We start from the raw sequence: 13,171 nt of genomic DNA on the forward strand, positions 1-13,171 counted from the left end.
CGCGCTCGGCCGCGGCGTCTTCGGCGACCAGCGCTACGACCTCGGCGTGACCGGCGGCTTCGGCGCCGAGGGCGCGATGGAGCTCATCCGCGAGGCCGACGTGGCGGTGGTGTTCGGTGCCTCGCTCAACCAGTTCACCATGCGGTTCGGCGCACTGTTCGCCCCGGGCACGCAGGTGTTCCAGATCGACGTCGCCCCGGCCGCGACGCATGCGCACGTGGGCGGATTCGTGCGCGCCGACGCGCGGCTCGCCGCCGAGGCGCTCGTCGCCCGGCTGCAGGGTGCGACGGATTCGGGCTGGCGCGAGGGCGTCGACGTCGCTGCGGCCCGCGCGTACGAGCCAGGGGACGAGACCGCGCCCGACGGCCGGCTCGACCCGCGCTCGGCCGCGCGCCGCATCGCCGAGCTGCTGCCCGAGGATCGCGTCGTCGTCTCCGACGGCGGGCACTTCATCGGCTGGGCGAACATGTACTGGCCCGTGGCGTCACCGGATCGGATGATGATGATCGGCACCGCGTTCCAGGCGATCGGTCAGGGGTGGCCCAGCGTCGTGGGCGCCACGCGCGCCCGCCCTGAGGCGACGGTCGTGCTCACGTCCGGTGACGGCGGCGGACTCATGGCGATCGCCGATCTGGAGTCGGCCGTGCGCTCCGCCGGCGGCCGCGGCATGGCCGTGATCTGGAACGACGCGGCGTACGGCGCGGAGATCAACCTGTACGGCCTCAAGGGCCTGGCGCGCGAGCCCATGCTCATCCCCCAGGTCGACTTCGCCGCGTTCGCCGCGGCGGTCGGCGCGGAGGGCGTCGCGGTGCGCACGCTCGCCGACCTCGACCGGCTGGCCGCGTGGACGGCCGAGGATCCGGCGAGCCGCCCGTTCCTCGTACTGGATCTGCGCATCTCGGGCGACGTGATCGCGCCGTACCAGGAGGAGATCATCCGCGTGAACTCCTGACGCGGCGGGCGGCCACGGTCCGCCCTTAGGCTCGACGTCATGAGCACCAGTCCGGAGGTCCTCCGTTACGCCGCTTTCGCCGCCACCGCCGAGGGCGGCAACCCGGCGGGGATCGTCCTGGGTGCCGGCGATCTGTCCGACGCGGACATGCTGCGGATCGCCGCGGAGGTCGGCTATCCGGAGACCGCGTTCCTGTTGTCCTCCGCGACCGTCGATGGCGTCCGGCGCCATCGGATCCGGTACTGGTCGCCGGCCGCGGAGGTGCCGTTCTGCGGACACGCGACCGTCGCCACAGCAGTGGTGCTCGCCGAGCGCGAGGGGCCGGGAGCGATGCTCTTCGACACCCCTGTCGGAGAGGTCGCGATCATGGCGGAGTCGGCGGAGGACGGGATCCGGGTCTCGTTCACGAGCGTTGAGCCGACCGTGCGGGAGCTGGATCCGCAGGTCCTCGAGCGAACCCTCGCACTGCTCTCGCTGCAGGCGGGCGACCTGGATCCGGACTATCCGGCACGGGAGTCCTTCGCCGGCAACTGGCACCCGGTCCTGGTGCTGCGGGATCCGGAGATCTTCCACCAGTTCCGCTTCGCGCCCGGCCCCGTCGCGGAGCGCATGCGCGCGCAGGGATGGACCGGCACCATCACCGTGCTGCACGCGCGGTCCGATCGCGACTTCCTCGCGCGCAACATCTTCCCCGTCGCGCGGATCACCGAGGACCCGGCAACCGGATCCGCCGCCGCGGCGACCGGCGCCTACCTGCGCGCGATCGGCCGCGTTCCCCAGGACCGCGTCGCGCGGATCCACCAGGGCGCGCACGTCGGCCGGCCGAGTCTGCTGACCGTCACGATCCCCGAGTCCGGCGGCATCGTCGTGTCCGGCGGCGCCAAGCCGATCACGGGCTGAGGCTCGGTCCTCACGCCTCCAGGAAGGCGCCCGCCAGGAACGACGCCAGCTCGTCCACGCCGTCGAGCGGCAGGATCGCGGCGACGTACTGGTCGGGGCGGACGACGACCACGACGCCGTCGCGGGACAGCTCGCGCTCGGCGAAGATGTCACCCTTCGACCAGTGCGAAGGCGCCGCAGCGTAGAGCTTCTCCCAGTCGGTGAGCCCGAGCGGGCCGGTCTTCGGCTGGAACAGCTCGGGGGCGGTCGTGACGTCGAGGTCCTCGGAGGACTGCTGGTAGACGGCCTTCACGTCGAACACCGCATCCACGTCGCCGGCGGCCGGGGTGAACCTGGCCAGCACCGGCGCCACGGCGTCGGCCCAGGCATCGAGGCCGGATCCGGTCGCGTCGCCGAACGCGTACACGCGCCAGCGGCCGTCCGCCTTCGCGTGGTGACCCAGGTGCACGACGTTGCCGTCGGACACGCGCACGACCTCCGCGCTCTTGAACCGCTTGCCGAGCGGGAAACCTGCAGCCAGCGCCTGGTGCGCGTCGGATCCGGTGATCATCGAGCTCGTGTACTGCGTCATGAACCCCGAGGGGAACTCGGCCGTGGCCAGGTAGTAGTTCGCCAGCTCCTGCGGGTCGGAGATCTCCTCGGGCTTGCGCGCCATGAGCGAGGACCACTCGCGGTCGAAGTCGATGAGCTGCTGCGCCACGGGGTGCCGCTCGGCGCCGTACGTCGACAGCAGCTCCTGCGGGCTGCGGCCGGTGAGCACCGATCCCAGCTTCCAGCCGAGGTTGAACCCGTCCTGCATCGAGACGTTCATGCCCTGGCCGGCCTTGGCACTGTGGGTGTGGCAGGCGTCGCCGGTGAGGAAGACCCGCGGGTGACGGGTGCTGTCCTCCCCCACGTCGTCGAAGCCGTCCGTGATCCGGTGCCCCACCTCGTAGACGCTGTGCCAGGCGACCTGCTTCACGTCGATGGCGTAAGGGTGCAGGATCTCGTTCGCCTTGGCGATGATCGCCTCGATCGGCGTGTGCTTGACCTGGCGGTTGTCCCCCGTCGCGACCTCACCGAGGTCGATGTACATGCGGCTCAGGTAGCCGCCCTCGCGCGGGATGTGCAGGATGTTGCCCGCCTCGGCATTGATCGCGCACTTGGTGCGCCAGTCCGGGAAGTCGGTGTTCACGAGCACGTCCATGACGCCCCAGGCGTGCGCGGCCATCGCGCCGACGTGCGTGCGTCCGATCGCCTCGCGCACCCCGCTGCGCGCGCCGTCGCAGCCCACGACGTACTTCGCGCGGATCGTGCGCTCCTCGCCCTCGCGGGCACCTGCGACGTACCGCACCTGCACCTCGACCGGGTGCTCGCCGTCGGTCCCCGAGCCGGTCGAAGGGTGGACGGTGAGCCCGGTGAACTGCACGCCGTAGTCGGGCACGATCCGGCCCGGGCCGTCGGCGGCTGCCTCGGCGAAGTAGTCGAGCACGCGCGCCTGGTTCACGATGAGGTGCGGGAACTCGCAGATGTCGTACGCGTAGTCGGCGGTGCGCGCGGTGCGGACGATGTTCTGCGGGTTCTCCGGATCCGGGCCCCAGAAGTTCATCCAGCCGATGTTGTACGCCTCGGCGACGATCCGCTCGGCGAAGCCGAACGCCTGGAACGTCTCGACGCTGCGCGGCTGGATCCCGTCGGCCTGCCCGAGCTCGAGGCGGCCTCCGCGGCGCTCGATGATGCGGGTCGTGATGCCGGGGTACTGCGACATCTGCGCGGCCAGCAGCATGCCCGCCGGGCCCGATCCGACGATGAGCACGTCGACCTCATCGGGGAGTTCGGCGGGGCGGTCGATGCCCGTGCCTGCGGCGGGGAGCACGCGGGGGTCATGGGAGACGTATCCGTGGTGGTGGAACTGCATCGTCGTCGATTCCTTCCTGACGGCGCCGTCGGGCTCGGTTCGGGCTGGTGCGCGATTCTCGCGCCTCGCGAGAATGCCTTGCATCTCGCATCGCCGTGTTCTATATTCGAACGCAACGTTCTACTATTGAACACAGACTATCCGAGGTCGCCCGGGCGATCAAGACGACGAGGAGGATCCATGGCCGACGCACCCGCCTCGCAGACCCTCAGCCGCGGCATCCGGATCCTGGAGGTGCTCTCCGACGCTCGCGGAGCGCTCTCGATCGACGAGATCGCCGGCGAGCTCGGCGTGCATCGCTCGATCGCCTACCGACTGCTGCGCACGCTCGAAGATCACGGCCTCGTGTCTCGTGACGCCTCGGGGCTCGTCTTCCTGGGCGCGCGCATGGCCGCTCTCGCCGCCGGCGTCGCCAACGACCTGCAGGCGGAGGCCCTTCCCGAGCTGACCGCTGTCGCCAACGAGCTCGGCATGACCTGCTTCCTGGCCGTCCTCGACGGCGAGGAGTGCATCACGCTCGTGAGCGTCGAACCCCGGCACGCCGTGGCCAGCGTCGCGCAGCGCCCCGGGGCACGGCACTCCGTCACCGTGGGCGCCCCGGGCAAGGCGATCCTCGCCCAGCTGGCCGAGGCGGAGTGGCCGGCGGGCTCTTTCGCCGCGTTGCACGACACGGTCGCCCAGTCACGATCGGCCGGGTTCGCCACCAGCCACGATGAGGTGATCCCGACCGTGCAGTCCGTGGCCGTGCCGCTGGCCCTGCGCGGGCAGCGTCCGGCCGCGATCGCCGTGGTGCACGTCGCCACGGACCGCACCGACGCCGAGATCGCCGCGCGCCTGCAGCACTCGGCGACGACGATCCGCGAGGCGCTCGGCGGCTGAGGCGCACCGGTCCCAGCCCGCATACGCGTGTCCCCCTCCCCTGCGCGACTTTCCCCCCCGCTGAGCGGTGCAGCTCTGGGGAGGGAAAGACGCTCGAGGGAGGGGAACACTGATCGCGCCCCGCCGCAGGGCAGGGCGCGATCAGGCGCGTCGCTCGGCCGTCAGGCCCGGGACATCCCGTGGATCGGGCTGACCGACTGCTCGGCCTCGTGATCGGGACCCAGCGGGATGCCGCTGCGGTCGCGCAGCAGCAGCGTCGCGATGAGGCCGATCACGGTCATCCCGGCGAGGTACCAGGTCACGGCCTGCGTCGAGCCCGTCGCCTGCACGATCGCCGTCGCGATGGTCGGCGCGAAGGCGCCTCCGGCGATGGCCCCGATGGCGTAGGAGATCGAGACCCCGGAGAACCGGATCGAGGCGGGGAACAGTTCGGTGTACAGCGCCGCCTGCGGACCGTAGGTGAAGCCGAGCCCGATCGTGAGGATCGCGAGCGCAGCGAACAGCAGTCCGACCTGCCCCGTGTTCACCAGCGGGAACAGCGTGAACACGCCGACCAGCTGCAGGATCCAGCCGATGATGTAGGTGGTCCGGCGCCCGATCCGGTCCGAGATCCACCCGGCGACCAAGGTCGACAGCAGCCAGGTGACGGCGGATCCGGCCACGGCCCAGAGCACGGGACCGCGGTCGAGCTTGAGCGCGCCCTCGGGGTTGGTCGCGTACCCCTGGATGTAGCCGCCGGTGGTCATGTAGCCGACCGCGTTGTTGCCGGCGAAGACGAGGGCGGCGATGATCACCAGCAGCAGGTGCTTGCGGAACAGCTGCACGATCGGCATGCTCGCGGCCTCCTTGCGTTCGGCGAGCTCGGTGAACACGGGGCTCTCCTCGACCCGGCGTCGCACGTAGTAGCCGACCACGATCAGCACGACGCTGAGCAGGAACGGGATCCGCCAGCCCCAGGACAGGAACTGGTCACCCGGCGCGACCAGCGCCATGATCGCCATCACGCCGGAGGCGATCAGCAGTCCCAGCGGCACGCCGATCTGCGGCGCCGCGCCGAAGATGCCGCGCTTGGCCTTGGGCGCGTGCTCGACGGCCATCAGCACCGCCCCGCCCCACTCGCCGCCGGCCGAGATCCCCTGCAGGATGCGCAGCAGCACCAGCAGGATGGGAGCCGCGATGCCGATCGCGTTCGCGTCGGGCAGCACGCCGATCAGCGCCGTCGCCGCGCCCATCAGGATCAGGGTCCACATCAGGACCGCCTTGCGACCGAACTTGTCGCCGAAGTGGCCCGCCAGGAACGCACCCAGGGGGCGGAACAGGAAGCTCACGCCGACCGTGGCGAATCCGACCAGGGCGCTGTTGGCCCCGAGGTCCTTGAAGAAGAGCTGGCCGAACACCAGGCCCACCGCGGTGGCGTAGATGAAGAAGTCGTACCACTCGACCGTGGTGCCGATGACGGTGGCGAAGACCACCCGGCGCCGGTCGGCGGCTGAGGCGATGGTTCCGGTGGGCGTGAAACCCGGGGAGGATTCTGCGGACATGCTGTCTCCTTTGCATGGGACGTCGTCGTCTTGGCCGACATCGTCGTCGTGCCCGACACGGGGATTCAGGATCCTGCGGACGGATCCGGATCCCATGCTTGCCGGGCTCGACACGATGATATACGATTTCGAATACGACGCCAAGGGTCCCCCTGGCACCCACCGCGCGAGGAGGCGCCCATGTCCGCACCGATCGACCGGCCCGGCAAGATCATCGCGATCCACCTCAACTACCGCTCCCGTGCCGACCAGCGCGGCCGCACCCCTGCGACCCCCTCCTACTTCTTCAAGCCGTCCTCCTCCATGGCCGGCACCGACGGTGTCGTGGAGCGCCCCGCCGGCACCGAGCTGCTCGCCTTCGAGGGCGAGATCGCGCTCGTCATCGGCACCGCCGCGCACCGGGTGAGCGTCGCGGACGCCTGGTCGCACGTGGCATGGGTGACCGCGTCGAACGACCTGGGCCTGTACGACCTGCGCGCGAACGACAAGGGCTCGAACGTCCGCTCCAAGGGCGGCGACGGCTACACCCCGATCGGTCCCGACCTGATCCCGGCTGCCGACGTCGACCCCGCCGAGCTGCGGGTGCGCGCCTGGGTGAACGGAGATCTGCGCCAGGACGACGAGACCAGCGGGCTGCTGTTCCCGCTGCCGCAGCTCATCGCCGACCTCTCCCAGCACTTCACCCTCGAGCCCGGCGACATCATCCTGACCGGCACCCCGGCCGGATCCAGTGTGATCGTGCCCGGCGATGTCGTGGTCGTCGAGGTGGACGCCCCGCACTCCTCGAAGACGCTCACCTCCGGCGGGCTGCGCACCACCGTCACGCAGGGCACCGTCGACTTCGACGGCGCCCTCGGCTCGCTCCCCGCCGTGGATGACCTGCAGCGCGCCGAGGCGTGGGGATCGCGGGAGGAGGCGGGGCTTGCACCGATCGCTGAGCCGGTCGAGGCGCCCGCCGCAACGCCTGCCCTGGACCCGCAGCTCCGCGCCAAGCTCGTCGCCGCCCCGACGGCCGGCCTCAGCGCCCAGCTGCGCAAGCGCGGCCTGCACGCCTGCTTCATCGACGGCGTCTCTGCCAACCTGCCGGGAGCCAAGATCGTCGGCACCGCGAAGACGCTGCGCTTCGTCCCGGCCCGCGAGGATCTGTTCAAGACCCACGGCGGCGGCTACAACGCGCAGAAGCGCGCCTTCGACGCCGTCGAAGAGGGCGAGATCATCGTGATCGAAGCCCGCGGTGACGCGACCACCGGCACGCTCGGCGACATCCTCGCCCTGCGGGCCAAGGCACGTCGCGCCGCCGGCGTGGTCACCGACGGCGGCGTGCGCGACTTCGCTGCGGTCGCCGAGATCGGCCTGCCCGTGTTCTCGCAGGGCGCGCACCCGTCGGTCCTCGGCCGCAAGCACGTGCCGTGGGACATCGACGTGACGATCGCCTGCGGCGGGGCCACGGTCCAGCCGGGCGACATCATCGTCGGCGACAGCGACGGCGTGATCGTGATCCCGCCCGCCCTCGTCGAGGAGGTCGTCGACGCCACCCTCGCCCAGGAGGACGAGGACGCCTGGATCGCCGAGCAGGTCGAAGCCGGGCATCCGGTCGATGGGCTGTTCCCGATGAACGCCGCCTGGCGCGCCGAGTACGACGCCGCACGTTCGGCCGACGCGGAGTCTGCGGGCGCCTGATGGCCGACGTCCTCACCGGCAGTAAGTCGGAGCAGGCGTATGCCTGGATCCGCGCGCGCATCGCCTCGCACGCTTTCGGGCCCGGGTTCCGGCTCGTGCTCGGCACGATCGCGGACGAGCTGGGCATGAGCGTGGTCCCGGTGCGCGAGGCGATCCGGCGGCTCGAGGCCGAAGGCCTCGTCACCTTCGAGCGCAACGTCGGCGCCAGGGTCACCCTCGTCGACGAGAGCGAGTACGCGCACACGATGCAGACCCTGGGCCTGGTGGAGGGCGCCGCGACGTCGCTGTCCGCCCCGCTCCTGGACGCAGCAGCCCTGGACCGGGCGCTCGAGGTCAACGACCGCATGACGCGTCTGCTCGACAACTTCGACGCGCACCGGTTCACCGAGCTGAACCGCCAGTTCCACTCCGTGCTCTACGAGCCGTGCCCGAACCCGCACATCCTCGACCTCGTCCAGCGCGGCTGGGCTCGCCTCAGCGGCATCCGCGAATCGACCTTCGCGTTCGTCCCCGGACGCGCCGAGCACTCCGTCGAGGAGCACACCCAGATCGTGGAGCTGATCCGCTCCGGGGCCGATCCGCTCGAGATCGAGCTCGCCGCACGCAACCACCGCTGGCGCACGCGCGACGCGTTCCTCGCGGCGCTGCACCCCGAGATCCTCTGACCGCACCACCCGAAGCCACCCCGAACCACCCCGGAAGGACGATGATGACCGACGCCTACGCCCCGGCAGATCTGCCGGAGAAGATCCAGCACTACATCGACGGCGAGTTCGTCGACTCCCTCGACGGCGACACCTTCGAGGTGCTCAACCCCGTCACCAACGAGACCTACGTGCACGCCGCCGCCGGCAAGAAGGCCGACATCGAGCGCGCCGTCGCCGCCGCCAAGCGCGCCTTCGACGAGGGCCCCTGGCCGCGCATGGTCCCCCGCGAGCGCTCCCGCGTGCTGCACAGGATCGCCGACATCGTGGAGTCCCGCGACGCGCGCCTCGCCGAGCTGGAGTCCTTCGACTCGGGCCTTCCGATCACGCAGGCGCTGGGCCAGGCCCGCCGCGCCGCAGAGAACTTCCGCTTCTTCGCCGACCTGATCGTGGCTCAGGCCGACGACGCCTTCAAGGTCCCCGGCAAGCAGATGAACTACGTCAACCGCAAGCCGATCGGCGTCGCGGGCCTCATCACGCCGTGGAACACCCCGTTCATGCTCGAGTCGTGGAAGCTCGGCCCCGCGCTCGCGACCGGAAACACGGTCGTGCTGAAGCCCGCCGAGTTCACGCCGCTGTCCGCGTCCCTGTGGGCGGGCATCTTCGAGGAGGCGGGGCTGCCGAAGGGCGTCTTCAACCTCGTCAACGGCCTCGGCGAAGACGCCGGCGACGCGCTCGTCAAGCACCCCGACGTTCCGCTCATCTCGTTCACCGGCGAGAGCCGCACCGGCCAGATCATCTTCGGCAACGCCGCGCCGTTCCTGAAGGGCTTGTCCATGGAGCTCGGCGGCAAGAGCCCCGCCGTGGTGTTCGCCGACGCCGACCTCGACACCGCGATCGACGCCTGCATCTTCGGCGTGTTCTCGCTGAACGGCGAGCGATGCACGGCCGGATCCCGCATCCTCGTGCAGCGCGACGTCTACGACGAGTTCGTGGAGCGCTACGCCGCACAGGCGAAGCGCGTCAAGGTCGGCCTGCCGCACGACCCGACCACCGAGGTCGGCGCGCTGGTGCACCCGGAGCACTACGAGAAGGTCATGAGCTACGTCGAGATCGGCAAGGGCGAGGGACGCCTCGTCGCCGGCGGTGGACGCCCCGAGGGCTTCCCGACGGGCAACTACGTCGCCCCGACCGTGTTCGCCGATGTCGCCCCGGACGCCCGGATCTTCCAGGAGGAGATCTTCGGACCGGTCGTCGCGATCACCCCCTTCGACACCGACGAGGAGGCGCTCGCCCTCGCGAACAACACGCGCTACGGCCTCGCCGCGTACATCTGGACCAACGACCTCAAGCGCGCGCACAACTTCGCCGGCGCCGTCGAGGCGGGCATGGTCTGGCTGAACTCGAACAACGTGCGGGACCTGCGCACCCCGTTCGGCGGTGTGAAGGCCTCCGGCCTCGGTCACGAGGGCGGCTACCGCTCGATCGACTTCTACACCGACCAGCAGAGCGTGCACATCACGCTCGGCGCCCCGCACAACCCCGTGTTCGGCAAGCAGGCGCCGCCGGCCGAGCAGGACCTCGACGACCCGGATCCCCGCTGACCCGGAACCCACCACTGGTCGTTGAGCGAGGACGGCGAAGCCGACCGAGACGAAACGCGGTGATCCGCCGGAAACGGCGTTTCGTCTCGCTTCGCTCGCTCAACGACCACCTGAAAGCAAGGACGCTGACATGACCAATCGCGCCGACATGACGCTCACCTCCTCCGGCTTCTACACCAGCCAGGAGGCGCCCATCTCCACCGACCGCCCGATCCCGACCCCCTCGTCCCCCGCTCCGGACGTGCTGCGCTGCGCCTACATGGAGCTCGTCGTCACCGACCTCGCCGCCTCGCGCGTGTTCTACGTCGACGTGCTCGGGCTGTACGTGACGGAGGAGGACGACGAGACGATCTACCTCCGCTCCACCGAGGAGTTCATCCACCACAACCTCGTCCTGCGCAAGGGTCCGGTCGCGGCGGTCGCCGCGTTCTCGTACCGGGTGCGCACGCCGGAGGACCTCGACCTCGCCGTCGCGTTCTACACCGAGCTCGGCTGCGACGTGCGCCGCAACCCGTCCGGCTTCGTGAAGGGCATCGGCGACTCGGTGCGGGTCACGGATCCGCTCGGCTTCCCCTACGAGTTCTTCCACCAGACCGACCACGTCGAGCGGATGAGCTGGCGCTACGACCTGCACATCCCCGGCGAGCTCGTGCGCCTGGACCACTTCAACCAGGTTACCCCCGACGTGCCGCGCGCCGTGAAGTACATGCAGGACCTCGGCTTCCGCGTCACGGAGGACATCCAGGACGAGGAGGGCACGGTGTACGCCGCCTGGATGCGCCGCAAGCCCACGGTGCACGACACCGCGATGACCGGCGGCGACGGCCCGCGCATGCACCACGTGTGCTTCGCCACGCACGAGAAGCACAACATCCTCGCCATCTGCGACAAGCTCGGCGCGCTCCGCCGCTCCGACGCGATCGAGCGCGGCCCCGGCCGCCACGGCGTGAGCAATGCGTTCTACCTGTACCTGCGCGACCCCGACGGCCACCGCGTCGAGGTCTACACGCAGGATTACTACACCGGCGACCCCGACAACCCGGTCATCACCTGGGACGTGCACGACAACCAGCGCCGCGACTGGTGGGGCAACCCCGTCGTGCCGTCCTGGTACACCGACGCGTCGCTCGTGCTCGACCTGGACGGCAACCCGCAGCCGGTCGTCGCCCGCACCGACTCCAGCGAGATGGCCGTCACCATCGGCGCCGACGGGTTCAGTTACACCCGGCCCGCCGACGAGGAGGCCATGCCGGAGTGGAAGCAGGGCGAGTACAAGCTCGGCCACCAGCTGTAGCGCCCATACAGGGTCGTTGAGCGAGGACGCGCAGCGACCGAGACGGAACGCGGCGCACTCGCAGATCACCGCGTTCCGTCTCGCGCCGGCTCCGCCGGCGCTCGCTCAACGACCCGTTCCAGGAAAGGACCGACCCATGCTCCCCGAATCCACCCTCACCGCACTCGCCGCCGAGCTGGCCGAGGCGGACCGCACGCACGGCGTGATCCCGCGCATCACGGCACGTCACCCCGAGGCGACGGTCGAGGACTCGTACGCGATCCAGGGCGTCTGGCGCGACGCGCAGGTCGCCGCCGGGCGACGGCTCGTGGGGCGCAAGATCGGCCTCACCTCGAAGGCCATGCAGCAGGCCACCGGCATCACGGAGCCCGACTACGGCGTGATGTTCGACGACACCGTGTACGCATCCGGATCCGAGATCCCCGTCGATCACTTCTCGAACGTGCGCATCGAGGTGGAGCTCGCGTTCGTGCTGAAGGAGCCGCTGTCCGGCCCCGACTGCACGCTCGAGGACGCTCTCGCCGCGATCGACTACGCCGTGCCCGCGCTCGAGGTGCTGAACTCGCACATCGAGCTCGAGGGCCGGACGATCGTCGACACCATCAGCGACAACGCCGCCTACGGCGCGATGGTGCTCGGGACCGTGCACAAGCGCCCCGACGAGATCGACCTGCGCTGGGTGCCGGGTGTGCTGTCGCGCAACGGCGAGATCGAGGAGACCGGCGTCGCCGCCGGCGTGCTCGGTCACCCGGCGACGGGCGTCGCCTGGCTGGCGAACAAGTTCCATCAGCACGGCGCGCGTCTCGAGGCGGGCGAGATCATCCTGGCAGGATCGTTCACGCGCCCGATGTGGGTGGCGCGCGGCGACGAGGTGCTGTGCGACTACGGACCGATGGGAACGATCGAATGCCGCTTCGTCTGAATCCGACCTTCCGCGAGCACCTGGCCGGTGCCGACCGTGCCCTGATCGGCATGTGGGCGTGCACGGGCAGCCCGCTCGTGACCGAGATCGCCGCCGGATCCGGGCTGGACTGGCTGCTCATCGACGGCGAGCACTCCGCCAACACCCTGGACTCGCTCCAGGTGCAGCTGCAGGCCGTCGCCGCCTACCCGATCACGCCGCTCGTGCGCGTGCCGTGGAACGACCCCGTGACGATCAAGCAGGTGCTCGACCTCGGTGCGCAGAACCTCATCGTGCCCATGGTCTCGTCCGCCGCCGAGGCCCGCGCCGCGGTGGCGGCGACCCGGTACCCGCCCGCGGGCATCCGCGGCGTCGGATCCGCCCTGGCTCGTAGCGCCCGCTGGAACCGCGTCGAGGGCTACCTCCTCGAGGCCGCGCAGCACGTGTCCCTGACCGTGCAGATCGAGACCACGGCCGGTGTGGACGCGGCGGCCGAGATCGCCGCCGTCGATGGCGTGGACGCCGTCTTCGTCGGCCCGTCCGATCTGTCCGCGTCGATGGGGCTGCTCGGGCAGCAGACGCACCCCGACGTGGTCGCCGCCGTCGAGCACGTGTTCACGGCCGTGAAGGCCGCAGGAACGCCGGTCGGCGTGAACGCGTTCGACCCGGTCGCCGCCGATGCCTACATCGCCGCGGGCGCCTCGTTCGTCGCGGTCGGGGCCGACGTGGCTCTGCTCGCCCGCGCCTCGGAGGCCCTCACGGCACGCTTCGTCCCGGCTCCCCCATCGGGGCCGACCGCCAGTTACTGACACGACGCCGGTTCCCGCTCGCGTTCGAGGAGCAATGTTCGCTCTCTCCGGGCGAATTCAGGACAAACAT

General features: G+C 70.5%; 11 protein-coding genes. 9 read left to right on the plus strand and 2 right to left on the minus strand.

The window, feature by feature from the left end:
- Both LXM50_RS18100 and LXM50_RS18105 read left to right on the plus strand, forming a co-directional pair.
- The coding region (locus LXM50_RS18100) for a thiamine pyrophosphate-dependent enzyme (RefSeq protein ID WP_233312875.1) at positions 1–952 on the plus strand (952 nt) is incomplete at its 5' end.
- A 39-nt stretch (positions 953–991) separates the two neighbouring features.
- Positions 992–1,852: a PhzF family phenazine biosynthesis protein gene (locus LXM50_RS18105; protein ID WP_233312876.1), complete on the plus strand. Its 861-nt coding sequence runs from the start codon at positions 992–994 to the stop codon at positions 1,850–1,852.
- Positions 1,853–1,862: 10 nt separating this feature from the next.
- Here the strand turns inward: LXM50_RS18105 and LXM50_RS18110 are convergent, their stop codons facing one another.
- Positions 1,863–3,749, minus strand: coding sequence for an FAD-dependent monooxygenase (locus LXM50_RS18110; RefSeq protein WP_233312877.1), 1,887 nt, complete (start codon positions 3,747–3,749; stop codon positions 1,863–1,865).
- 180 nt (positions 3,750–3,929) lie between these two features.
- Here LXM50_RS18110 and LXM50_RS18115 point away from each other — a divergent pair, with 180 nt between their 5' ends.
- Positions 3,930–4,628, plus strand: coding sequence for an IclR family transcriptional regulator (locus LXM50_RS18115; RefSeq protein ID WP_233312878.1), 699 nt, complete (start codon positions 3,930–3,932; stop codon positions 4,626–4,628).
- Between the two features lie 161 nt (positions 4,629–4,789).
- Here LXM50_RS18115 and LXM50_RS18120 read toward each other — a convergent pair whose 3' ends face one another.
- Positions 4,790–6,169, minus strand: a complete 1,380-nt coding sequence (locus LXM50_RS18120; protein WP_233312879.1) for an MFS transporter — start codon at positions 6,167–6,169, stop codon at positions 4,790–4,792.
- 180 nt (positions 6,170–6,349) lie between these two features.
- Between LXM50_RS18120 and LXM50_RS18125 the strand changes: the two genes are divergently transcribed.
- From LXM50_RS18125 to LXM50_RS18150, 6 genes are all read left to right on the plus strand, one after another.
- Positions 6,350–7,849 (plus strand): fumarylacetoacetate hydrolase family protein, encoded by a 1,500-nt coding sequence (locus tag LXM50_RS18125; protein WP_233312880.1) that lies wholly within the window; start codon positions 6,350–6,352, stop codon positions 7,847–7,849.
- Entirely contained in the window at positions 7,849–8,514 is a 666-nt protein-coding gene (locus tag LXM50_RS18130; protein WP_233312881.1) for a GntR family transcriptional regulator, read from the plus strand. Before LXM50_RS18125 ends, LXM50_RS18130 begins: the two co-directional genes overlap by 1 nt.
- A 44-nt stretch (positions 8,515–8,558) precedes the next feature.
- Positions 8,559–10,097, plus strand: coding sequence for a 5-carboxymethyl-2-hydroxymuconate semialdehyde dehydrogenase (hpaE, locus tag LXM50_RS18135; RefSeq protein ID WP_233312882.1), 1,539 nt, complete (start codon positions 8,559–8,561; stop codon positions 10,095–10,097).
- 130 nt (positions 10,098–10,227) lie between these two features.
- Positions 10,228–11,391 carry a 3,4-dihydroxyphenylacetate 2,3-dioxygenase gene (gene hpaD, locus LXM50_RS18140; protein WP_233312883.1) on the plus strand — a complete coding sequence of 388 codons (1,164 nt, stop codon included), beginning with the start codon at positions 10,228–10,230 and terminating at the stop codon, positions 11,389–11,391.
- A 136-nt stretch (positions 11,392–11,527) separates the two neighbouring features.
- Positions 11,528–12,313: a 2-keto-4-pentenoate hydratase gene (locus tag LXM50_RS18145; RefSeq protein ID WP_233312884.1), complete on the plus strand. Its 786-nt coding sequence runs from the start codon at positions 11,528–11,530 to the stop codon at positions 12,311–12,313.
- A complete protein-coding gene (locus tag LXM50_RS18150; protein ID WP_233312885.1) occupies positions 12,298–13,101 on the plus strand; it encodes an HpcH/HpaI aldolase/citrate lyase family protein in 804 nt (267 codons plus the stop codon). The genes LXM50_RS18145 and LXM50_RS18150 overlap by 16 nt, the downstream gene beginning before the upstream one ends.
- Positions 13,102–13,171 lie beyond the last annotated feature (70 nt).

The organism is Microbacterium sp. Au-Mic1 (assembly GCF_021341785.1).
In the GTDB taxonomy this organism is placed as follows: Bacteria; Actinomycetota; Actinomycetes; order Actinomycetales; family Microbacteriaceae; genus Microbacterium.